Raw genomic sequence first — 22,559 nt, 5'->3', positions numbered from 1 at the left:
AGGCCTATTGCCGCAAATCTTCCAGGCGCTGCTGCTGCCGTCCTTCGGCATCGAAGTTGTCCGCCGCCAGCCAGAGCGCGAAGGCCGCGTTGCAGGCCGGCCATTCGCTGTCGAGGATGGAGAACCAGGCGGTGTCGCGGTTACGGCCCTTGACCACCATATGCTGGCGAAACAGCCCTTCGTAGCTGAAGCCCAGGCGCTTGGCGGCGCGCATCGAGCGGGCATTGTCGGCGTTGCACTTCCATTCCAGGCGGCGGTAGCCGAGCTCGCCCAAGGCCAGCTTGGCCAGCAGATACACCGCCTCGGTCGACGCCGGGCTGCGCTGCATGGCGCGGCCAAAGGCGATATGGCCGATCTCGATACAACCATCCTTGGGCGCAATGCGCAGATAGCTCAACAGGCCAACTGCGCGCTGCTGGCGCAGGTCGATCACGCTAAAGAACAGCGGGTCGCGGCTGGCGGCATGGCCGCTTAACCAGCTATCGAACGCGGCTCGCTCGCTGAATGGGCCGTAGGGCAGGTAATCCCAGAGTGCCGGGTCGCTAGCCGGGCCTTGCAGCGCCTGCCAAAGGTCGTCGCCATGGAGCGCCGGGTCGAGCGGTTCGAGGCGCACATACTGGCCGTCCAAGGGTTGATGGGCAGGTGTAGGCACGGGCTGCCAGTCGAGTAGCGGTTGTTGGGGCATGCTGCGGCTCCTGCTTAGAACTGTTTGCGGTATTGGATAAAGCCCGAGCGCTCGGCGATGCGGTCGTAGAGCTGACGGCCTGGGTAGTTGGTTTCCTGGGTCAGCCAATGCACGCGGCTGCAGCCGGCCGCCTGGGCTTGGGCATAGACGTGCTCAATCAGCCGCCGCCCGATGCCGCCGCCGCGCTGATCGGCGTCGACAAACAGATCCTGCAGGTAGCAGCTGTGCTCCACCGACCAATTAGTGCGATGAAAGATCCACTGCACCAGCCCCACGGCCTGGCCGTCGCGCCAGGCGATGGCGGCATGGGTTGGCTCGCTTGGGTCGAGAAAGCGCTGCCAGGTCATGGCGCTGACCTCGGCGGGCAGTTCGCTTTGGTAAAAGTGCAGATAGCCCTGCCACAGCGGTAACCAGACGGCGTGATCGGCAGGAGTGACAGGTCGGATGTCGATAGACATGGTTCTTCCTTGGGTTAGTGACTGTCGTTTATTCGTGTGGCCAGTTCACGGTCGCGTGGGTCATGGCTGGCGTGCAGGCCCTCGCGCACGCCGGTTTGATCGGCCTGGCTACGGTTCTGCCCGAGCTTCCATTTGCCCTCCAGGCGTTCGATGGGCAGGGCGAAACCGACGATGGCACGCAGCATGCTGTCGATGTAATCGCGCGGTGCATCGCTGACTGCCCAGGGTTGTGCGCGCTCGGCTTCGTGTAGCGCGCTGAGGCGGCTGACCAGCTGCAGCAGGCGCTCGGCGTCATCGAACACCTCGGCGCGGCCATGGGCCTGCACGCTGATGTAGTTCCAGGTCGGCACCACCTTGCCGTGCTCGGCCTTGGCGGCGTACCAGGACGGGCTGATATAGGCCTCCGCGCCCTGGAAAATCACCAGCGCCGGGCTGCCTTCGGCGAGGTCGCGCCACTGCGGGTTGGCCCGGGCGAAGTGGCCGTACAGCGTGCCGTAGGGACCTTCATCGGCATCCAGCAGCAACGGCAGATGGCTGGCGAGCAGGCCCTGGGTACCGTGGCTGACCAGCGTAGGCAGGCGGGTGGCGAGTACCTGCTGGTGCAGCGTGACGAGGTCGTCCTGGCGGAAGGCGGCGGGCGTGTACATGGGCGGGCTCCTGAACTGATGGAGCCATACTAGGCAGCGTATTGGTCTGTTGTAAGATCCACTTTCTGCGACTTTTATGGAGCCAATCTGCATGGCCATTCCGTCTGCTCCGCCGCTCCCGGTCGATCTGTCCGGCATCCAGCTCGACCCGCAGCAGGGCCTGGCGCGTCAGCTGTATCAGGCGCTGCGCGAACGTATCCTCGATGGCCGCCTGCAACGCCGCACACGGCTGCCGGCCAGCCGTGATCTGGCCAGCCTGCTGGGCATCTCGCGCAACACCGTGACCCGCGCCTTCGATCAGCTGTACGCCGAGGGCTATATCGAGGGGCGCATCGGTGCCGGCACTTATGTGGCCGAGTTAAGCGGGGCGACGCGGCCGGCCCCAACGGCCGCGTCCCTGACGCAGCCGACCGTCAGCCCGCAGAGTGCGGCTCTGCAGCTGTTGCAGACGCACCATCTGAACCCGCCATTGAGCGGCGCGCCGCGGGCGTTTCGCGTCGGTGTGCCGGCCTTTGATCTGTTTCCCTTCGAGACCTGGGCGCGTTTGTCCGCACGTTTCTGGCGCAAGCCCTCGCCGGCCCGCCTGGGCTATGGCGACCCGGCCGGCGATCTGCAATTGCGCGAGTTGATCGCCGCCTACCTGCGCAACAGCCGTGGCCTGCACTGCGATCCGGCGCAGATTGTCGTCACCAATGGCGCGCAGCAGGCCATCAGCCTGTGCGCGCAGTTGCTGGTTACCCCTGGCGCGCGGGTGGCCGTGGAGAACCCCGGCTACCGCGCCGCCGGGCATGCGCTGGCGATAGCTGGAGCGCAACTGTGCGGCGTGGCGGTGGATGGCGAAGGCTTAGATGTTCCGGCGTTGGCGCAGCTTGAGGACTGTAGGCTGGTTTACCTGACGCCATCGCATCAATACCCGACCGGCGTCACCCTGTCGCTGGCGCGGCGCCTGCAGTTATTGGAATGGGCCGAGCGCAATAGCGGTCTGATTATCGAGGACGATTACGACGGCGAGTACCGCTACAGCGGCACGCCGCTAGCGCCGCTGGCGGCCCTCGACCGCCAGGGGCGGGTGCTCTACGTCGGCACCTTCTGCAAGATCGCCTTTCCGGCGCTGCGCCTGGGCTATCTGGTATTGCCGTCGGCGTTGGCCGAAGCCTTCGCTCAACGCCGCGCCCTGGATATGCGCCATTCGGAAATTGGCACCCAGGCGGTGATGGCCGAATTTATCGCCGCCGGGCACTTCCAGCGGCATATCCGCCGTATGCGCAGCGCTGCGCGCAGTCGTCGCGATGCACTACTGGCTGGTTGGCCTGAGTCGGTGCCGGGTTGTGCGCCTCTGCCGGTGGTGGAGGCGGGTTTGCACCTGTGTGTGCGGGTGAACAGTCTGGCCCGCGAGCGTGAGCTGATCAGCGCCGCCGAACGGGTTGGCGTGGAGATGACCGCGCTCAGCAGTTACTGGCTGCCCGACAGCAGCACGCCGGAAGATCAGCGCGCCGGGCTGGTGCTGGGCTTTGCTGCGGTGCCCGAAGCGCAAATCACCCAAGCCCTGGAGGCGTTGCGTCGCGCCTGGCAGATATAACCGCCAGGCGCGGTTGGCTTCAACACAGCTCGGGGTTTTTCGCGCAGCTGCCGTAGCCTTCGCTGCGCATCTGTTCCAGTGCTGCCTGCAGGCGCTCGACTACCTCGTCGGGGGTGTCCTTGTTCAGCGCCAGGTACAGCTGCGAGGTTTCGAAGCTGAGTACGGTGTCTAGATCATTGGCGCCCTGCGCTTTGGCATAGAAGCGCCAGACCGGGTCGGAGGTGGCCCACAGGTCGATCTGCCCGCGTTGCAGCTTGCGGATATTTTCCTGGTCGCGCAGGGCGTTTTGCGGGGTAAAGCCCAGGCGCTCCAGATGCTGGCTGACCGCCGCGCTCTGGTAGGCGCCGATGCGGTAGGCCTTGGCCTGTTCCAGAGTGCTCAGTTGCGGGTGGCTACCTTTGCGGCCGACCAGCACGCTCTGGTACTGGGCGATAGGCCCGACCCACTTGAACAGCGGCTTGCGCGCCTCGCTCATGGAGGTGGAAAACAGGCCGTGGTTGGCCTTGGTCATGGTCTGTTGGTAGATGCGATCCCAGGGGAAGCGCAGGGTCAGGCTGTAGTCGATGGCGGCGCGCTTGAACATCTCACGCACGATATCTGCGCTGATGCCGGTGATATTGGCGTCGCGCGCGAAGTTCTTGCCGTGGTCGGCCATGTTGAAGGGTGGGAAGTTTTCCGTCAGCAGCACCACCTTGTAGTCAGGCGGCAACTGCGCCTGGCTCAGGGGGCTGAACAGCAGGCAGGACAACAGCGCGGTGCAAAGAATATGACGCATGGTCTGGCACTCCACTTGTACGGAGAGTCCCGCGCCTGCCAACTGGCCGCGCGGGGCCTATGACATAAACAACAACGCCCAGGCCAAGGGCCTGGGCGTATTCAGATCAGCGCTGTTGTTGCGCGTTGATCGGGGGCTGGTTTGGCGTGTGCTGCCATACAGCGGGGTCGAGATCCAGATCGGCGAAGTTCTTCGCATCAAATACCGGCGATTCCACACCGGCCTTGATCTGGCTGTCGTAGTCGCGCATCAAACGCAGGCCGACCTTGAACAGCAGCACCAGGGCGATCAGGTTGCAGATGGCCAGCAGGCCCATGGTCACGTCGGCAAAGGCGAACACCGTACCGAGATCCTGCACCGAGCCCCAGAGGACCAGCGCCACTACCAGCACACGGTAGACCACCACTGGGCCGCGCTTCTTGCTGAAGAAGCCCAGGGCGTTTTCGCCGAGGTAGTAGTTGTAGATCAGGGTGGTGAACACAAACAGCAGCAGCGCCACGGTAACGAACACCCGGCCCCACTCACCCACCACGCTGGCGACGGCGGTTTGGGTCAGCACTACGCCGGCCATCTCGGTGCCTGGTTGATACACGCCCGACAGCAGGATGATCAGCGCGGTGCAGCTGCACAGGATGATGGTGTCGATAAACACGCTGAGCGACTGCACGATACCCTGAGCCACCGGGTGCTTGACCTCGGCAACGGCGGCGACGTTTGGTGCACTGCCCAGACCGGCTTCGTTGGAGAACAGGCCGCGTTTTACGCCCATCAGGATCGCTGCGCCGATACCGCCGGCAAAGGCAGGTTCCAGACCGAAAGCGCTCTTGAAGATCAGCACCAGGGTGGCCGGGATTGCATCGACATTGCTGCCGATCACGAACAGCGCCATGCCGATATAAGAGAAGGCCATCACTGGCACCAGCACGTCGGCGAACTTGGCGATGCGTTTGATGCCACCGAAGATGATCAGCCCCATTACCACGGTCAGAATCGCGCCGCTGGCATAGGTCGGCAGACCAAAGGTGTCATGCATCGAGCTGGCCACGGTGAACGACTGCACGGCGTTGAAGCCGAAGCCGAAGGTCACCAGCAGCAGGATCGATACGACGATGCCCAGCCAGCGCTGGCCGAGGCCGTGCTGAATATAGAAGGCCGGACCACCGCGGTAGGTGCCGTCGTCTTCACGGCGCTTGTACAGTTGCGCCAGGGAACATTCGAAGTAGCTGGTGGCCATACCGACCAGTGCCACGACCCACATCCAGAAGATCGCGCCCGGGCCACCGAGCATGATCGCCACCGAGACCCCGGCGATGTTGCCGGCACCGACGCGCCCGGCGACGGACAGCATCAGCGCCTGGAACGAGCTGAGCTGGCCAGGCTGGCGCTGAAAGGCTTCGGCGAAGATGCGGAACATGCTGCCGAAGTAGCGAAACTGGACGAAACGCGAGGCGATGGTGAAGTACAGACCAAGGCCGATCAGCATCACGATCAGCAGCTTGCTCCAGATCAGGTCATTGAGAATATCGAGCATGGGGTCTCTCCCTTTTTTGTATTTATCGGGGGATTAATGGTGATGACGCCGCAGCGCCGCCCGGGTAGGGCGACGCTGGCGGACGGCACGGGTGTTCCGTGTGCTGGGAGCCTGTGCAGTCGGTCGGTGGCGAGGGTTGTGCGCCGACACAGAAACCCTGCGATGGCTGATGGCATGCCATAAACCGCCGCAGGAGGATTCGCCGCCGAACCGACTGAACGGGCTATTCAGGCACTAGGGCAGCGGGGATCGCCTGCTGCCTGGCGGAGAGAGACGACCGGGGTCGAATGCGTTCATGGGGTCACCCTGTGTGGTTGTTTTTATTGGTATGCCCTGGATGTCGATGGACATCTCGTTGGCTGCCGGGTCCTGCCGGCAGTGCCGCTGCGCCGGGTTGGCGCAAAAGCCCCGCACATCCTTGTGCGGGTGTTGCCCGTGAGCAGCGCCGCGTTATTGCGCGTTGTCGCTGTTGTAGATGTCGCGATCCAGCTCTTTCTCGCTGCTGCCCACCAGCGTGGTGGTCATCAGGTCGCCGGCGACGTTCACCGTGGTGCGCGCCATGTCGAGAATGCGGTCGATACCGGCGATCAGCGCTACGCCTTCCAGGGGCAGGCCGACCGACGTCAGCACCAGGCCGAGCATGATCAGGCCGGCGCCAGGTACACCGGCGGTGCCGATCGAGGCCAGGGTCGCGGTGAGGATGATCATCAGGTACTGGCCGGCATTCAGATCAATACCGAAGGCCTGGGCGATAAACAGCGCCAGTACGCCTTGGTAGATGGCAGTGCCGTCCATATTGATGGTGGCGCCCACCGGCAGCACGAAACCGGCCACGCCCTGGGACACGCCGAGGTTCTTGCGCGCGCACTCAATCGACACCGGCAGGGTGCCGGCGCTGCTTGAAGTACTGAAGGCCACGGCCAATGCCGGCGCCACACCCTTGAAGAAACGCAGCGGGCTAAGCCGTGCCAGCACGCTGACCAGGCCGCCATACACCAGCAGCATATGGGTGATGCTGGCCAGGTAGATCACCCCGATCACGCTCGCCAACGGCAGCAGTACTTCGATGCCGTGGGAGGCCACCACGCCGGCGATCAGCGCAAATACGCCAATCGGCGCGCAGCGCATCACCAGGTCGGTGAGCTTGTAGAACACCTCGGCCAGGCTGTCGAACAGCTTGACTGCCGGGGCGGCTTTTTCGCCGATCAGGTTCATGCTCACGCCCAGGGCAATGGCGAACACGATGATCTGCAGGATATTGCCCTCGGCAAAAGCAGCTACCGGATTGGTCGGCACCAGGCCGACCAGAATCTGCACCAGCGATGGTGCCTGCTTGGTTTCCTGCGCGGCGCTGGCCACCATGTTCATGCCTTCACCCGGGGTGAACAGGGCGCCGAACAGCAGGCCGATACTCACCGCAAAGGCGGTGGTGATCAGGTAGATGGCAATGGTCTTGACGCTGATGCGGCCGAGCTTGGCGCTGTCGCTCATAGCGGTAATACCGGCCACCAGGGAGACGAACACCAGCGGCACGATGAGCATCTTGATCGCGTTGAGGAACAGCGTGCCGATGGGCGCCAGCACCAGGGCGTCGGCCTTGAACAGCACGCCGGTGAGCACGCCGAGGCCGAGGCCGATAAGGATTTGCTGCCACAGCGGCATGCGCCGCAAAAAGCCTAGGGAAGAAGTACTGCTCTGACTCATGGTTATCACCCGGATTATCGTTTTTGTGGGGCCGTCTATGCGGCCTTGAGCGGTGCCGCCCGGCAGGCGAGGGCGGAAAACCAGCTACCCATGAGCTGGGTGCTGGTGAAAAAAACGCGCCGTTCCTTGCGGAGACGGCGCGTATGGTTTTTTCGGGATCAGCCCGGCAGCAGCGGCACCAGGCGCGGCGCAATCATGTTCTCGGGGCGCAGGATGTCAGCCAGCTCGGCGTCGCCCAGCAGCTTCTCCTCGCGCACCAGCTCCAGTACGCCGCGGCCACTTTCCAGCGCCACCTTGGCGATGCGCGTGGCGTTTTCGTAGCCGATATAGGGGTTGAGTGCGGTGATCAGGCCGATGGAGTTTTCCATCAGTTCACGGCAGCGCGCTTCGTTGGCGGTGATGCCGTCGATGCACAGCTCGCGCAGCATATCCATGGCGCGGGTCAGCAGGCGGATCGAGTCGAAGATCTTGTAGGCGATCAGCGGCTCCATCACGTTCAACTGCAGCTGGCCGCCTTCGGCTGCCATGGTCAGCGCCAGATCGTTGCCGATCACTTCGAAGGCCACCTGGTTGACCGCTTCCGGGATTACCGGGTTGACCTTGCCGGGCATGATCGAGCTGCCCGGCTGGCGCGGCGGCAGGTTGATTTCATTGATGCCGGTGCGTGGGCCGCTGGACAGCAGGCGCAGGTCGTTGCACATCTTAGACAGCTTGACTGCGGTACGCTTGAGCATGCCGGAGAACAGCACAAAGGCGCCCATGTCACTGGTGGCTTCGATCAGGTCGGCGGCCGGGGTCAGCGGCTGGCCGCTGATAATCGCCAGGCGCTTGACCGCCATCAGCTGGTACTGCGGGTCGGCGTTGATCCCGGTGCCAATCGCGGTGCCGCCCAGGTTCACTTCGGTGAGCAGGGTCGGGGCGAGCAGTTTGAGGTGCTGCAGGTCTTCGCCAAGGGTGGTGGCGAAGGCGCGGAATTCCTGACCTAGGGTCATCGGCACGGCGTCCTGCAGTTGGGTGCGGCCCATCTTCAGCACGTGGCTGAACTCCAGGTGTTTTTTCGACAGCGACTGAATCAGTTTGTCCAGCGCGGTCAGCAGGCTCTCGTGGCCGAGCAGCAGGCCCAGGCGGATGGCGGTGGGGTAGGCGTCGTTGGTCGATTGCGCCATGTTCACGTCGTTGTTCGGGTGCAGGTGCTTGTAGTCACCCTTCTCGAAACCCATGGCTTCGAGGGCAATATTGGCGATGACTTCGTTGGCATTCATATTGGTCGAGGTGCCGGCCCCGCCCTGAATCATGTCGACCACGAACTGGTCGTGGAATTCGCCCTGAATGATGCGTGCGCAAGCGGTGCTGATCGCCGTGTGCTTGGCGGCGGACAGGTGGCCCAGCTCGCGGTTGGCGTCGGCGGCGGCCTGCTTGACCATGGCCAGGGCAACCACCAGTTTCGGGTAGTGCGACAGCGTCACGCCGGACAGGCGGAAGTTCTGCACGGCGCGCAGGGTCTGGATGCCGTAATAGGCGTCAGCAGGAACGTCGAGGGTGCCGAGCAGGTCTTTTTCGAGGCGAGTGGATGCAGCAGCGGACATGATCAAGGTCATCTCAGGAAATACGGCATATGCCGCGATGGCCCGTAGATTAGGGGCTGCAGCTTGATACTGGCCAATGCTGTTAAGCACTGGGTCATGCATAATCGGCATAACGTTGGCGTGACCGCTCAACGTCGACCGACGTGTTCGCATGCACAAGGGCTGATCCATGAACCTCGAAAGCAAATGGCTGGAAGACTTTGTCACCCTGGCCGCTACCCGCAGTTTCTCCCAGGCGGCGCAAAAGCGCTTTGTTACCCAGCCGGCGTTTAGTCGGCGGATCCGCAGCCTGGAGAACATGCTCGGCCTGACGCTGGTCAACCGCGCCTGCACGCCCATTGAGCTGACCGAATCCGGCCAGCTGTTCCTGGTCACGGCACGGAGCATGGTCGAGCAGCTCGGCGAGGTGGTGCGTCACCTGCATAACCTCGAAGGCCAGCAGGGCGAGGTGATGCAGATTGCTGCCGCGCACTCGCTGACCCTGGGCTTTTTCCCCGAGTGGATCGCCCGCCTGCGCCGTGAAGGGCTGCCGTTGACCACTCGTCTGGTGGCGACCAACGTCGGCGAAGCGGTGCATGCGCTGCGTGAAGGCGCCTGCGACCTGATCCTCGCTTACTACGACCCGGACGCTGCGCTGCAGATGGACCCGGAAATCTTCCCCTCGCTGCACCTGGGCCGCACGGAAATGCTCCCGGTGTGCGCGGTGGGCGAAGACGGCGCGCCGCTGTTCGACCTCAACAGTGGCCAGAGTGTGCCGCTACTGGCCTACAGCGCCGGGGCTTTTCTCGGTCGCTCGGTCAATCTGCTGCTGCGCCAACGCGCGCTGCGCTCGACCACGGTGTATGAAACGGCGATGGCCGACAGCCTGAAAAGCATGGCCTTGCAGGGCATGGGTGTGGCCTGGGTACCGCGCTTGAGCGTGACCGCCGAACTGGCCCGTGGCGAGTTGGTGGTGTGCGGCGATGAGCAGTGGCAAGCGCCGCTGGAAATCCGCCTGTACCGCTGCGCCCTGGTGCGCAAAGCCTCGGTACGCCTGCTCTGGCGCAAACTGGAAAGTGGCGAAGTGGGCCGCTAAAGCCTTGTGTTGAATAAAACCGGCGCAGCGGATTGCCCGCTGCGCCGTGCTGCCATCAGGTGCCCGACTTGATGGTGTTCCACACCCGGGTGCGCACGCGTTCGATCTTCTGCGGCAGCGGTTGCAGCACGTAGAGGGTCTTCTGCGCTTCGGCGGTTGGGGTCAGGCCGGGGTTGTCGCGGATTTCCGCGCCCACCAGTGGCATGGCGTCCTTGTTCGGGTTGGGGTAGCCGAGGAAGTCGCTGATCGGCGCTACCACTTTAGGTTCGAGCAGGTTGTTGAGGAACTCATGGGCTTCAGCGACGTTCTGCGCGCTTTTCGGGATGGCGAAGGAGTCGTACCACAGCGGCGCGCCTTCCTTCGGCAGACGCCAGTCGACCACCACACCGTTGCCGGCTTCCTTGGCGCGGTTGGCGAACTGGTAGAAGCTGCCCGAGTAGCCGATGGCCACACAGATGTCGCCGTTGGCGATATCGGTCATGTACTTGGCGGAGTGGAAGTAGGCGACGTTGGGGCGAATCTTCAGCATCAGCGCGCTGGCCTTTTCATAGTCTTCAGGCTTGCTGCTGTTGGGGTCGAGGCCCAGGTAGTGCAGGGCGATCGGCAGGATGTCGCCGGGCGAATCCAGCATGGCCACACCGCACTGCTTGAGCTTACTGATGTTCTCTTCCTTGAAAATCAGGTCCCAGCTGTCCACCGGCGCATCGGCACCCAGCACGGCCTTGACCTTGTCCGGGTTGAAGCCGATCAGCACGGTGCCGTACATGTAGGGCACGGCGTACTGGTTGCCGGGGTCGTTGGCGGTCATCAGCTGCAGCAGGCCGGGGTCGAGGTGCTGCCAGTTGGGCAGCTTGCTCTTGTCGAGTTTCTGGAACACCCCGGCTTTGATCTGGGTGTCGAGGAAGGTGTTGGTCGGCACCACCAGGTCATAGCCGGAGTTGCCGGTAAGCAGCTTGGCTTCCAGCGCTTCGTTGGTGTCGAACACGTCCCAGGTCAGCTTGATGCCGCTTTTTTCCTGAAACTCCTTGGGCACCGCCGGCAGCATATAGTCGGCCCAGTTGTACACGCGCAGCTCGCGCGGCTTCTCTGACGTTTGCGCCTGGGCCGCAGTGGCCAGCAGGGTTGCGCCGCAGATGGCGACGGCGAGTAGGTGTTTGATTGTTTTCATCGTTCTTCACCCTGAGTGATTAAAAAAGAACCTATGCGCCTTCGAAACCTTCCAGCACGTTGACCGCGTTGACGCCGATCGCCTCGACCGCATAGCCGCCTTCCATCACAAACAGGGTCGGCTTGCCGAGGGCGGCGATGCGTTTGCCCATGGCCAGGTAATCCGGGCTGTCGAGCTTGAACTGGGAAATTGGGTCGTCCTTGAAGGTGTCGACGCCCAGCGACACCACGATCACTTCGGCATCAAATTCGGCGATGCGCTGGCAGGCCTCACCCAGCGCCGCGCTCCACACCGCCCAGGGGCTGCCCATGGCCAGCGGGTAGTTGAAGTTGCAGCCTTCGCCGGCACCCTCGCCGCGTTCATCGGCATAGCCGAGGAAGAACGGAAACTCGTCGGCCGGGTCGCCGTGGATCGAGGCGAACAGCACGTCATTGCGGGTGTAGAAGATGTCCTGGGTGCCGTTGCCGTGGTGGTAGTCGACATCGAGGATCGCCACGCGCTGCTTGCCCTGGTCGAGAAACGCCTGGGCGGCGATGGCGGCATTGTTCAGGTAGCAGTAACCGCCCATCAGCTCGCCAGCGGCGTGATGGCCCGGCGGGCGGCACAGGGCAAAGGCGCTATGCGCGCCGGCAGAGATTACGGCCTGGCCGCTAAGCGCCACTTGTGCAGCGCTGTAAGCGGCCTGCCAGGTGCCGGCGGTGATCGGTGCGCCACCGTCGAAGCTGTAATAGCCGAGCTGGCCGTGCAAATCCCTGGGGATGACCTGACGCAACGTCCGCGCCGGCCAAGTGAAAGGCAGCAAATCGCCGCTGCCGTTCTGCGCCAGCCAGCGATCCCAGGCGCCCTTGAAGAAGTCCAGATAAGCGCCGCTGTGAATGCGCTCGATTGGCGCCAGGCCAAAGTCCTGAGGCGGGCGGATCTCACCCAGCTGGCGATCTTTAACCCGCTGGAGGATATGGTCGGCGCGTTGTGGCTTCTCGAAACAGGGCATCAGCTGGCCGTCGATCAGCTCGCAGCTGCCGTGGTGCAGGTGATGGTCGTCGCTGTAAAAGGTGAGCATGTGAAGCGGCTCCAGGCGTGTTGTTGTGCCTGCATTGTTCGCCTGCACACCCGGATGGAGAACGCTGACAACGGCCAAAAGGGGATCGAAGTGGCCAAAAATCGGCGACAGCGATTTTTGATGTCACACAGCGATGGCCCGTGGGGTGGCCGCCAGGGATGGCTGGGCCATAAATTGCGCGGCCGGTCGCCATCTGGCAGGCCCACACCCTGTAGGAGCGGCCCATGGCCGCGATGGGTTTCGCGGGCATGGCCCGCTCCTACAAAAGCCTATGCCGCGCCTCAAGCGCGAAAGCGGCTCGGCGGTACGCCGCTCCAGCGCTGGAAGGCATGGCGAAAACTGGCCGTTTCGCTAAAACCGAGGTATTCGGCAATCCGGCAGATCGGCCAGTCTTCCTGGCCGAGCAGGGTTTTAGCCCGCTCGAAACGCAGCTCGTCGAGCAGTTCCTGGTAGTGGGTGCCAAGTTCCTGCAGGTGCCGACGCAGGGTGCGCGGCGAGCAGTGCATCTGCTGCGCCAGCTGTTCCAGGCCGGGTGGCGCGGTCAGCTGGTCGGCCAGGAGCTGGCGGATGCGCGCGAGCCAGGCTTGGCGGCTGTTGAACTCGCTATTCTGCTTGCGGCAGCGTTCGAGCATTTCCCGGTGGGTCACCGCATCGGCCAGCGGCAGTGGTTGTTGCAGCCAGCTGGCGGGGAAGGCGAAGGCGTTACGCGCGGCATCAAACTGCAGCGGGCAGGCGAAGCTGTGCGGGTAGCGCACGCTGTAGTCGGGTTCGCCATAGCGAAACTGCGCGGCGCTGAGCGGCAGAGGCTGGCCGAGCAGGTCATCGCTGATCAGCTTGAGCGAGGCCAGGCACATCTCCAGGTTGAACACCTCAAGTTCTGGGCGGTGCTGGTAGTCGCTGGCGCTGACCCAGGCCAGCTCGCCCTCAAGGTGCATATCAAGTTTGAAGTAGGTACCGAGCAGCGCCGGGTACTGCAGCATCAGCCGCCAGGCGTCACCAAAGGTGGCACTGGAGAGTGCGGCGTAACCGACCATGCCATAAGCCGACACATGCATGCGCCGGCCCAGTTCCAGGCCCAGATCACTGCGTAGCTGCAGGGCATTGGCGCAGACCTGCAACTCCTGGGTACGTGTGATACGCGTGTCGGCACAGTCCAGATCAGCCGCAGCAATGCCGCTGCCGGCCAATAGCTGCTCGGTCAGTTCGGGTTGCGCGGCAAAGATTTCCAGGATCAGTGAAACCACATGCAGGGTGGTCAGGTGGGCGTGCAACATCGGGGCAACCGCAACAGTTCAGAATGCCCGAGTGACGCAAGAACTATGCCGCGGCCCCGTAGCGGCCGGGCGTGATCCAGGCCGCTGCGGTCCAGGCAGATTTAGCGATTACGCAGGAAGGCGTTGATAAAGTCGCCCTGATTGGGGGCTTCTTCATGAGTGGTGAAGGTCAGGCTCGCCTCGTTTTCGCGCAGCTGGAGCTTCTGCGCAAAGCTGCACTGCACGGTTTTCAGGCCCTTGGCTGCAGCTTTATGCTCATCGCCGTTCTGGCACAGATTGGCCAGCTGGCTGACCACTTCACCGCAGAAACTCGGCACGCTGAGGCGCTTGAGCTTGTCGTCGTCGATGGCGCTCCACTCGACCTGAGTGGCCAGCGGTGTGTCACAAGCTTTCGAGGCGTCCTGGTCGATCTGCTGCAGCTGCTGGGTGAAGTCGGCCACGCGCTTTTCCCGGTCAAAGCTGCTCAGCTTGTCCTGAATGCCCTTTTTCTTCTGCTGCTCATAAAGCGCCAGCAGGTTGGCCGGTTTGGTCTCTTTGCTCTTGGTTTCATCGAAGCCCAGCTCGAAGCCGTCGGTGCTCGGCAGGTACAGCTGATATTGCTCGCCGCCCCAGCCCTGACGCTTGATCAGCATGTTGTAGGCGCTGCCATCGAGGCTGGTGGTGTAATCGCGCTCATCGTTGCCGCGCTCGTTGACCGTGCTCAGCAGCACCACTTCATCCAGCGGGTGATTGATACCGCTGACCTGGATCAGCGCCTGCTTGCCGTCGCTGCTGGGCGCGACGGTCACGCTGATGCCTTTGCCGGCATTGAACACTTGTGGGTATTTGGCCAGTTCGAGGGCGCTGGCGTTGAGGGTGAACAGTGAAGCGGCGAGTAGCAGTGACAGCCTTGTCATGGTTGTGTCCTTGGTGGATAAAAAGAACGCCCAGTATAGCCAGGCAACAAGCTGCGATTTGTGCGCCAGGTCTGCTCGTGACGTTGGCCTGGAGCCGTGTTGGTGTGTCGCCTGGCATCGCGGCGGGCGGTCCGCGACAAACGGTGCGCCGGTGTGCACGCCAGACCAGGCTTTACGGTATACTGCGCGGCCTTTGGCGGTCCGCACCGCCATAATTCATTCCCTAACAAGCCACGCCTGGTTTCCAGCGTGGCTTGTTAGTTTCTGCAGCGCCTACGGGCACTTGATGAAGAAGAGGCACGACGATGAGCGCACTGGTTGGCGTGATCATGGGCTCCAAGTCCGATTGGTCCACCCTTAGCCACACCGCCGAGATGCTGGACAAGCTGGGCATTCCGTACGAAGTGAAGGTGGTTTCCGCCCACCGCACCCCGGACCTGCTGTTCCAGTACGCCGAACAGGCTGAAGAGCGCGGCATTCAGGTGATCATCGCCGGTGCCGGCGGCGCGGCGCATCTGCCGGGCATGTGTGCAGCCAAGACCCACCTTCCGGTCCTCGGCGTACCCGTGCAATCGGCGGTGCTCTCGGGCGTCGATTCGCTGCTGTCGATCGTGCAGATGCCGGCCGGTATTCCGGTCGCCACCCTGGCCATCGGCAAGGCTGGCGCAATCAATGCCGCACTGCTCGCGGCGAGCATCCTCGGTCACCAGCACCCGCAGTTTCACGAGCGCTTGAAAGCGTTCCGTACCGAGCAAACTGAATCCGTACTGGAAAATCCGGACCCGAGGGACGCGTAATGAAGATCGGCGTAATCGGTGGCGGCCAGCTGGGCCGCATGTTGGCCCTGGCAGGCACGCCGCTGGGGATGAATTTCGCCTTCCTCGACCCGGCGCCGGATGCCTGTGCGCAAGCGCTGGGCGAGCATATCCGCGCCGATTACGGCGATCAGGACCACCTGCGTCAGCTGGCCGATGAAGTCGATCTGGTGACCTTCGAGTTCGAAAGCGTGCCGGCCGAGACCGTGGCCTTCCTCTCGCAGTTCGTCCCGGTGTACCCGAGCGCCGAAGCCCTGCGTATCGCTCGTGATCGCTGGTTCGAAAAATCCATGTTCAAGGACCTCGGCATTCCGACCCCGGATTTCGCCGATATCCAGTCGCAGGCTGACCTCGACGCAGCCGTGGCCAGCATCGGCCTGCCGGCGGTGATGAAGACCCGCACCCTGGGTTACGACGGCAAGGGCCAGAAGGTCCTGCGCAAGCCAGAAGATGTCGTCGGCGCCTTTGCCGAGCTGGGCAGCGTGCCGTGCATTCTCGAAGGCTTTGTGCCCTTTACCGGCGAAGTGTCGCTGGTGGCGGTGCGTGCCCGTGATGGTGAAACGCGCTTCTACCCGCTGGTGCATAACCGTCACGACAGCGGTGTGTTGGCGCTGTCCATCGCCAGCACCGATCACCCGCTGCAGGCACTGGCAGAAGATTACGTCAGCCGCGTGCTGACCAAGCTCGATTACGTCGGCGTGCTGGCCTTCGAGTTCTTCGAAGTCGATGGCGGCCTGAAAGCCAACGAAATCGCTCCGCGCGTGCACAACTCCGGGCACTGGACCATCGAAGGCGCCGAGTGCAGCCAGTTCGAAAACCACCTGCGCGCCGTCGCCGGCCTGCCGCTGGGTTCGACTGCCAAGGTAGGTGAGAGCGCGATGCTCAACTTTATCGGTGTGGTTCCGCCGGTGGAGCAGGTTATCGCCGTCGCCGATTGCCGTCTGCATCACTACGGCAAGGCGTTCAAGGTTGGCCGCAAGGTCGGTCACGCCACTCTGCGCTGCGCGGATCGCGCCACCTTGGATAAGCAGATCGCCGTGGTCGAGGCGCTGATCGCCAAGGCCTGAAGCCTGCTTTATGACTAAGCTCTTGCGTAGGCCATACACAAGAGCCTCGTCATGAAGTGTCTGTTGCTGCTGTCTTTGCTGTACCTGCCGCTTTGCCATGCCGACCAGGTGTTGCGCGCCGATTACCGCGAGCGCCCGCCAGAGATGCAGGCCCTCGATTCACTCCCCGTCGGCCCGCTGATCGAGGTGCTTGATAGCGCCGCGCAACGCGTCGGCGCGCGCATCGAATGGCGTTACGCGCCCTTTGTGCGCAGCCTGGAAGACCTCAAGTCCGGACGTATCGACTTGGTGCCGCGCGTGCTGTTCACCGCCGAGCGCAAGGACTACGTGCACTTTCTGCCGTCGATCGGCACCCAGCGCAAAAGCATCCGCTTTATCGTCAAGACCGGTCAGCAGGCCAGCCTGCGCAACTATGCCGATCTGCAGGGCAAGGTGATCGGAGTCAAACGCGGTACCGCCTATTTCGATCAGTTCGACGGCGACAGTGCTCTGACAAAAAGCCTGGCGACTGACGACTACCTGCTGGCCGGGATGTTTCGCGCCGGGCGCCTGGATGTGATGGTAGTGCTGGACGCCGAAGCCATTGAGGCGCAGTTCCACAAGATTGGCTTCAGCGACTACAGCTATGCCGAATACCAGTACGAGCAATCCGTCGGTAATTATTACGGTGCGTCGATGCGCCACTATCGGGGCGAGAAAAAGGCCCTCTACGAGCAGCTAGGCCAGGCGCTGCGTGGCATGCGCGAAAGCGGCGAGATTGCCCGCATCTACCACCGCTATGGCGTCGCACCGCCAGAGACCGAAGAGTAACGAACTGCCAGCTTTTCCCGTGGTCAGATCAACGGTCGTAAATCCCACCGTCCATTCAGGAGGCTCGCATGAGCATTATTGGCATCATTTTTATCGGCCTGATCGTCGGTCTGATCGCGCGCTTTATCAAACCTGGCAACGACAGCATGGGTTGGATCATGACCATCCTGCTGGGCGTCGGCGGCTCAGTTGCCGCTACCTATGGCGGCCAGGCACTGGGCATCTACAAAGTGGGCGAGTCCGCTGGCTTTATCGGCGCAGTGATCGGCGCAGTGGTGCTGCTGGTAATCTACGCCGCTGTTAGAAAGGACTGATGTCCTTTCACTCCGCTGCTTGGTGAGCCCCCGATGCGTTATCTGCTGTTACCCCTGTTGTTGATCAGCACCATGGCCTACGCCGAACTGCCGGAAACCGATTGGCTTGAGCTGATGCCCCCGGAAGACCGCCAGGCCCTGGAAGACATGCCCGAGATCAGCCACCAGGGCCTCGAGCAGGACAGCGGTTTCTACAACCCCGGCGGCCTCAAGCAGCAGGACCAAAACCTGCCAGCGGTGATGTACTCGACGAAAACCGTTGCTGCCTTCGACGGCAAACCCATCCGTCTCGGCGGCTATCCGGTGCCGCTGGAAACTGATGCAGAAGGCCGCAGCACGCTGTTCTTCCTGGTTCCCTACCCCGGCGCCTGCATCCACGTCCCACCACCACCACCGAACCAGCTGGTGCTGGTGCGCTACCCCAAAGGCATCGAACTCGAAGACATCTACGCCCCACTCTGGGTCAGCGGCACGCTGAAGATCGAACAGGTCAATAACGAACTGGCGGATGCTGCGTATGCGTTGGAGGCGGAGTTGGTGAGGGTGGTGGAGGAAAGCGATCTTTAACGGTCATGTGCCGGCGGTCTTCCGGCACATCACGCGCGCCAGCTGATAGTCGTTTTGGTTGGCCTCGATGGCGCGTAGCAGCTCCGCCGCTGTCAGGCGTTTCAGCGTGTGCGTGGCGGGGTCCGTCTCCACATCCAGCGCCAGTGGCGTGGTGCCGTCTGCGTCATACACGAAATAGGCATTGCCGCTGCTCACTTCATGAGTTTTCCCACTCGCAGTCGCTATGGTTTTCGGGGTCGCACCCAGCAGTACGTCGAGCGAGTCGTAACGTAGCACTACGTCAACCTCGCCCAGTCGGCAAGGGGGACGTCGGCCGCTTGAGAGGGCTCGGCCATCACGGACTGCAGAGACACGGTATTGGAGGCTTCGATCCACTTGTCCGGGTACTTGGAAATCAGATAGTGGTTTATCCAGGTTGCATACGGCCTTGCGAATGGATGCGCCATTCTGTCCATTGCGGATATTGCCGTATACGCAATTGATCACCGGGACGTTGTCCTTGATCGTGAGGGTATAGAACACCTCAAAAGATGTGTTTGATCCGGCGTTTCTGTAAGTCAGCGTGGGAGCACCGTTGAACGAGATCAGAGTTCTGGAGGTCTGGCCTGCGTAGCCAACGATGTCTGCGATTACCTTGGTTTCCGTTCCCCAACTGATCGTCAACTCACCGAATTTCATATCCGCACGGTAGGTTTCAATGCTGCCGCCTCTATCGAATGTGAGGGGCTTTGCCTGTGCTTGTGCAGGGGTGGCCAGCACAAGCATTAGCAGTAAGGTTATTGGAATAACGTAGGGCAAAGCGACGGCTCCATCAGCAAAAACGATGTCGTGTTTCAATGCGCTATGCACGCTTCATCTTCGGTAGCGAACGATTTATCAAAAGGTAGTTTTTCAAGCTCCTCCACATAGCCTGAAATGCTGGTATATCGGCAGTGCGATCCATCAGGGCCAGGGTAGATCCGCTTTCTGGCCTAGATATGAGTTCACGGGAGCCTCCGTGAGTATGGCTTAGCTGCTGATTTCCTCTCCCACTGCCTCGGTGACCATATCCAGCCAGCCTGGCTTGTCTGTTGGCCGCTTGCCGTCTTCGGCATCTACTGCCGCCAAGGTCTGACCTAAGAGGCCGCTGATGTTCTTGCTCTCCTTCGCCTCTTGCAGGGCCTTGGCCGCATCTGCGGCTTTGAGGATGCTTTGCAGTTCTGGAGTTTTTGCGGTTGCTTCGTTGAGTGGCTCGGGCAGTGGCATGGCATTGAGCAGGCTGACAATATCGCCGGGCTGTCGGGTAAAAGCGCGCAGCGCGTCAACACCTTGCAGCATAGGTAGGGCAATACCGGTAAGGGGGTCGAAAGCACTGATTTCAGGTAGCTGTGGCATACCCACCTTGCCAGTCAGTACGGGAGTGGCCAGAGAGGGCAAGAACAGGCCTAGCAGGTAGCGCGGGTTGCGCTTTTTGATGCTCAAGCCAACGCTGGCCAGGGCGATACCTACGCCAACGACGCGGCCGGCAGTGGCCAGCACGGACAAGCTCTTATTCGACTCATTGTCGAAATGCGCCAAACGAAAGCGGAAGTAGTCGGTGAAAGGCTCGCGTTCACCAAGGCCTGAAGAATTCATAAACCAGGCGCGTGAGTCATGTATTTGCTCATCGAACAGCTTTACCAGCAGCTCTTTGCCTGGTGCCGGCACACCGGGTGTGACGAATAGCTGGTTGTAGCACTCAGTGCCATGTTTGTAGACTTTCGCGTATTCCTCTGCTTCGTCTTCCTCGTTGATTAGAAAGACGGTACCGCCCAGCAGGATATTGATGATCCCGCCAACGGAAAGGGTGTCTTCGGTAACGCCCCAGGTACGCTTGTAATCCTGTTCGAACTCGGCTGCGGCACGGCGCAGTTGCTGGTCGTCCAGCGCGGGTTCGAAAGCCTTGTTGGTATTGATGCGTTGATAGGCATCCTGGCCGCCGATGGTTTCAAGGTCCTTCTCGTATTGGGCCTGCTGTGCTGCCGTCAGTTCGCGTGGAGGCTTGCCCTCTCGAGCGGCGGTGTTGTCCTTGGTCTTTTTCTCGTGCAGGCGTTTGTGAGCTTTCTGCTGCTCTTTGGTCATGTCCTGGTCGCGAACATGGCTATAGAAGCCTTGCTTGTCGATACCACCGGCATAACGGTCGATACGCCAGCCGGTGATCAGGGCGGTTTCGCGCTCGATTACCGTTTCCAGTGGGCCGCCTTTGGCGTTGGCCTGCCAAGCGTTAAATCGGGAGACGAGTACCTCAGAAATTGAAAATTCAAATTCTGTTGTCGGATCCATTTTCCGCCATGGCTCATGCTCGCCTATTACCGTTTCCGGCACCTGTAAGGGAGCTCCGACAGTAAAGGCTTCACGATACATATGATGCAGGGGCACTTGCGATAGCAGTTCATTCGGGCCGCCCATGGCCTTGCCCTGATCCTTTGCCGGATAGCCACCGCCGACATCCGAGTGCATGCCAGGATAGAAATATTCTCTGGTGCCGGCGCGATAACGGGAGGGCAGCTGGTTATTGCGCTTGCCATCAGCCGTCTTCTCGCGGCGGCGGATAGAGTCCAGCGGGAAGCTGGCGCGTTGCTCATGGGCGGACACCAGGTGCACGCAACGCTTGAGAAAATGACGGTCTTCCGGCAGTTCTGTGGGCATGCAGGCTTGTATGCTTTCCTCATCAGGCAGGCGCATGGTGTCGTCGGCCCAGCTCATATGGCCGGCGGCAAAGGGCGCGCTATCGGCTAAGCCGACGGCGGCCACGGTGTCGAACAGGCCGAGAAATTCGATGGTGATGGGCAGGCCGGCAAAGCGGTATTCATTGCTGTTGTCGCCCTGGCTCCGGGTCAGCTCGGCCAGCCAGTTGCTAAAGGTACGGGCCTGGGCTGCACCACGAGAAAAGCCGTAGACATATAGACGCAGAGCAAGAAGTTCGGGCTTTTCTTCAGCTGCCTGACGCTGCTCCAGCAGGGTTTTTAGTTCCAGCTCGTAGGGGCGTATCGCTGCCTCGCGTTTGCGTGCGCCATTTTCCAGCAGGCCACCGCTAAGCACATTGGCGGCCCAATTGGTGCTCATGGCTTCGACGAGGGAGTATGTTTGATCAAAAGATAGGGGTTCTTGCCCTGAACTCTTTAAAGTGTTTTTTAGGGCATCGACCAAGCGAGTTAGGCCCCAGTTGATGCGGTTCTCACCGCCTTGGGCACCAATCAGCCCCATGCCATTAGGCAGATATTCTTTAATCTCTTCGAAGACAGTACCCACGCCCGGACTGTAATAGCTGAAATATCCGTCGTCCCTCTTGTTAATAGACGCATGGAAAAGCCTTGCGACATTGCTGGTAGAGAGCGGATTCCCCTTATCTGAAGGCTCATGGTTATTGGTGCCGTCAAAGCACAGACTGAGATGCAGGGTCTTGCAGCAAGGTGCGGGGGCTTCGTCGCCCTTGGCTGCTGCAGTCGCTGTAAGGCGGCTACCTGCAAGCCGCTCATCGCGCTTTTGCTTACGAATATTGCCGGCAACTTCCCCCGTACTGAGTGGCAGGCCCGTACGAGTAAAGCGGGGCGCTGGCAGTACGCTTGCCGGAGTGGGATCACATCCTTGTATCAGGGCTTCGGACATTCCGTATCCTCCATCTTGCGGGGGTAGTTGTAGGGGTAGCGAGGATCGCCGATAAACATATTGTTGGCCGAGACTCGAACCTGATTGCAGGGTAAGAAGTGAACTTTTATGGTCCCGGCTGTTTGGTACTGAGGTATCTCCACTGTCGCGCTATGGCGGGTGTAGTTGGCTGCGTGCCTTTTATAGTCTTCCGGATCAATAGAACCGTATTGGTTTCGCTTTAATGGCACTGATGGAGAAGGATTTGGGTCTTTCTCCCACTCCACAATGGCCCTTAATCCCGGTCGCCAGTAACGTGGCACCGAGCCGCAGCAGACTTGTCCCCCTTCTCCGTATGGACCGATGCGTGGGCCGCCGGCACCGTTGATGGTAAAGCGATTGATGGCGGCTGAAGTGTGGTTATAGCCCTCTACCGGGCCGCCAAGCATGTCGGATTCCTTGGCCATGCAGCCGCTAACTAAAAGCAGGCTAAGTAGCAGGGTAGATAGGCGATAGAGTGGTTTAGTCATGGCTAAAGCCCTTTTTGAGTGCAGTTTTGCCATTGGTCCGTGCGGGTAAAACGGGCCAATGGCAGTACGTTTGCCTGGGTGGAGTCACATCTTTTTATTAGGGCTTCGGACATTCCGTATCCTCCATTCTCCGTGGGTGGTTATAGGGGTAGCCGGGGTAACCAAAGCCAATTCCTGACGCAGCCACACGAACCTGGTTGCAGGGCAGAAAGTGCACAACGATAGGGCCTGGCCCGTCGTAACGTGGTATCGCCACTGTGGCGCTATGGCGGGGGGNRGGTTNTGGGGGGGGTTTTTTTTWNGGMGGCTCTTTAMTCCTCCGGGGCCAGAGGGGGGGAGGGGGGGGGGGGGGGGGGGGTGTGGGNAGCCTTTTYCCKCTTCCCAAAWGSTCTTTAATCCCCTGTCTTTTTAA

22 protein-coding genes are annotated in these 22,559 nt (G+C 61.6%); 7 read left to right on the top strand and 15 right to left on the bottom strand.

What is annotated here, in order from left to right; all coding sequences use genetic code 11:
- Window positions 1–4: 4 nt before the first annotated feature.
- The 3 genes from ACQ4LH_RS00110 to ACQ4LH_RS00100 are packed head-to-tail and all read right to left on the bottom strand — an operon-like array spanning window position 5 to window position 1,790.
- Entirely contained in the window at window positions 5–685 is a 681-nt protein-coding gene (locus ACQ4LH_RS00110; protein ID WP_430695278.1) for a GNAT family N-acetyltransferase, read from the bottom strand.
- 14 nt (window positions 686–699) lie between these two features.
- Window positions 700–1,143, bottom strand: coding sequence for an N-acetyltransferase family protein (locus ACQ4LH_RS00105; RefSeq protein WP_430695276.1), 444 nt, complete (start codon window positions 1,141–1,143; stop codon window positions 700–702).
- Window positions 1,144–1,157: 14 nt separating this feature from the next.
- On the bottom strand, window positions 1,158–1,790 hold the full coding sequence (locus ACQ4LH_RS00100) for an FMN-binding negative transcriptional regulator (protein WP_430695275.1): 633 nt from the start codon (window positions 1,788–1,790) through the stop codon (window positions 1,158–1,160).
- A 91-nt stretch (window positions 1,791–1,881) separates the two neighbouring features.
- Between ACQ4LH_RS00100 and ACQ4LH_RS00095 the strand changes: the two genes are divergently transcribed.
- A complete protein-coding gene (locus ACQ4LH_RS00095) occupies window positions 1,882–3,369 on the top strand; it encodes a PLP-dependent aminotransferase family protein (protein WP_430695274.1) in 1,488 nt (495 codons plus the stop codon).
- Window positions 3,370–3,388: 19 nt separating this feature from the next.
- Here ACQ4LH_RS00095 and ACQ4LH_RS00090 read toward each other — a convergent pair whose 3' ends face one another.
- From ACQ4LH_RS00090 to ACQ4LH_RS00075, 4 genes are all read right to left on the bottom strand, one after another.
- Entirely contained in the window at window positions 3,389–4,144 is a 756-nt protein-coding gene (locus ACQ4LH_RS00090) for a substrate-binding periplasmic protein (RefSeq protein ID WP_430695273.1), read from the bottom strand.
- Window positions 4,145–4,250: 106 nt separating this feature from the next.
- Window positions 4,251–5,675, bottom strand: a complete 1,425-nt coding sequence (locus ACQ4LH_RS00085) for an alanine/glycine:cation symporter family protein (protein WP_430695272.1) — start codon at window positions 5,673–5,675, stop codon at window positions 4,251–4,253.
- Window positions 5,676–6,125: 450 nt separating this feature from the next.
- On the bottom strand, window positions 6,126–7,379 hold the full coding sequence (locus ACQ4LH_RS00080; protein ID WP_430695271.1) for a dicarboxylate/amino acid:cation symporter: 1,254 nt from the start codon (window positions 7,377–7,379) through the stop codon (window positions 6,126–6,128).
- 158 nt (window positions 7,380–7,537) lie between these two features.
- The gene (locus ACQ4LH_RS00075; protein WP_430695270.1) at window positions 7,538–8,965 is read right to left on the bottom strand and encodes an aspartate ammonia-lyase; all 1,428 of its coding nucleotides are present in this window, start codon (window positions 8,963–8,965) and stop codon (window positions 7,538–7,540) included.
- A 169-nt stretch (window positions 8,966–9,134) separates the two neighbouring features.
- Between ACQ4LH_RS00075 and ACQ4LH_RS00070 the strand changes: the two genes are divergently transcribed.
- Entirely contained in the window at window positions 9,135–10,040 is a 906-nt protein-coding gene (locus ACQ4LH_RS00070) for a LysR substrate-binding domain-containing protein (RefSeq protein ID WP_275960146.1), read from the top strand.
- Window positions 10,041–10,095: 55 nt separating this feature from the next.
- Here ACQ4LH_RS00070 and ACQ4LH_RS00065 read toward each other — a convergent pair whose 3' ends face one another.
- The 4 genes from ACQ4LH_RS00065 to ACQ4LH_RS00050 all read right to left on the bottom strand — a co-directional run bounded on the left by ACQ4LH_RS00065 (window position 10,096) and on the right by ACQ4LH_RS00050 (window position 14,438).
- A complete protein-coding gene (locus ACQ4LH_RS00065; RefSeq protein ID WP_430695269.1) occupies window positions 10,096–11,208 on the bottom strand; it encodes a polyamine ABC transporter substrate-binding protein in 1,113 nt (370 codons plus the stop codon).
- A gap of 31 nt (window positions 11,209–11,239) precedes the next feature.
- Window positions 11,240–12,268, bottom strand: coding sequence for a histone deacetylase family protein (locus tag ACQ4LH_RS00060; RefSeq protein ID WP_430695268.1), 1,029 nt, complete (start codon window positions 12,266–12,268; stop codon window positions 11,240–11,242).
- A 281-nt stretch (window positions 12,269–12,549) separates the two neighbouring features.
- Window positions 12,550–13,542: an AraC family transcriptional regulator gene (locus ACQ4LH_RS00055; RefSeq protein ID WP_430695267.1), complete on the bottom strand. Its 993-nt coding sequence runs from the start codon at window positions 13,540–13,542 to the stop codon at window positions 12,550–12,552.
- Window positions 13,543–13,643: 101 nt separating this feature from the next.
- Window positions 13,644–14,438 (bottom strand): hypothetical protein, encoded by a 795-nt coding sequence (locus ACQ4LH_RS00050; RefSeq protein WP_430695266.1) that lies wholly within the window; start codon window positions 14,436–14,438, stop codon window positions 13,644–13,646.
- Between the two features lie 305 nt (window positions 14,439–14,743).
- Between ACQ4LH_RS00050 and purE the strand changes: the two genes are divergently transcribed.
- From purE to ACQ4LH_RS00025, 5 genes are all read left to right on the top strand, one after another.
- Window positions 14,744–15,235, top strand: coding sequence for a 5-(carboxyamino)imidazole ribonucleotide mutase (gene purE, locus ACQ4LH_RS00045; protein WP_170049809.1), 492 nt, complete (start codon window positions 14,744–14,746; stop codon window positions 15,233–15,235).
- Entirely contained in the window at window positions 15,235–16,320 is a 1,086-nt protein-coding gene (locus ACQ4LH_RS00040; protein ID WP_430695265.1) for a 5-(carboxyamino)imidazole ribonucleotide synthase, read from the top strand. The genes purE and ACQ4LH_RS00040 overlap by 1 nt, the downstream gene beginning before the upstream one ends.
- A 51-nt stretch (window positions 16,321–16,371) precedes the next feature.
- Window positions 16,372–17,130, top strand: coding sequence for a substrate-binding periplasmic protein (locus ACQ4LH_RS00035; protein ID WP_430695264.1), 759 nt, complete (start codon window positions 16,372–16,374; stop codon window positions 17,128–17,130).
- A 68-nt stretch (window positions 17,131–17,198) separates the two neighbouring features.
- A complete protein-coding gene (locus ACQ4LH_RS00030) occupies window positions 17,199–17,444 on the top strand; it encodes a GlsB/YeaQ/YmgE family stress response membrane protein (RefSeq protein WP_304867435.1) in 246 nt (81 codons plus the stop codon).
- Window positions 17,445–17,477: 33 nt separating this feature from the next.
- On the top strand, window positions 17,478–18,011 hold the full coding sequence (locus ACQ4LH_RS00025) for a DUF3299 domain-containing protein (RefSeq protein ID WP_430695262.1): 534 nt from the start codon (window positions 17,478–17,480) through the stop codon (window positions 18,009–18,011).
- Window positions 18,012–18,014: 3 nt separating this feature from the next.
- Here ACQ4LH_RS00025 and ACQ4LH_RS00020 read toward each other — a convergent pair whose 3' ends face one another.
- The 4 genes from ACQ4LH_RS00020 to ACQ4LH_RS00005 all read right to left on the bottom strand — a co-directional run bounded on the left by ACQ4LH_RS00020 (window position 18,015) and on the right by ACQ4LH_RS00005 (window position 22,532).
- Window positions 18,015–18,860, bottom strand: coding sequence for a hypothetical protein (locus tag ACQ4LH_RS00020; RefSeq protein WP_430695261.1), 846 nt, complete (start codon window positions 18,858–18,860; stop codon window positions 18,015–18,017).
- A gap of 159 nt (window positions 18,861–19,019) precedes the next feature.
- A complete protein-coding gene (locus ACQ4LH_RS00015) occupies window positions 19,020–21,638 on the bottom strand; it encodes a T6SS phospholipase effector Tle1-like catalytic domain-containing protein (RefSeq protein WP_430695260.1) in 2,619 nt (872 codons plus the stop codon).
- Window positions 21,623–22,147: a DUF3304 domain-containing protein gene (locus ACQ4LH_RS00010; protein ID WP_430695259.1), complete on the bottom strand. Its 525-nt coding sequence runs from the start codon at window positions 22,145–22,147 to the stop codon at window positions 21,623–21,625. The genes ACQ4LH_RS00015 and ACQ4LH_RS00010 overlap by 16 nt, the downstream gene beginning before the upstream one ends.
- 97 nt (window positions 22,148–22,244) lie before the next feature.
- Window positions 22,245–22,532, bottom strand: a complete 288-nt coding sequence (locus ACQ4LH_RS00005) for a DUF3304 domain-containing protein (protein WP_430695742.1) — start codon at window positions 22,530–22,532, stop codon at window positions 22,245–22,247.
- Window positions 22,533–22,559 lie beyond the last annotated feature (27 nt).

The sequence above is a fragment of the Pseudomonas peli genome, assembly GCF_050563605.1.
Taxonomy (GTDB): Bacteria; Pseudomonadota; Gammaproteobacteria; order Pseudomonadales; family Pseudomonadaceae; genus Aquipseudomonas; species Aquipseudomonas peli_A.
The sequence above is the reverse complement of the archived record's forward strand: the minus strand, read 5'-3'. Positions and strand labels throughout refer to the sequence as shown.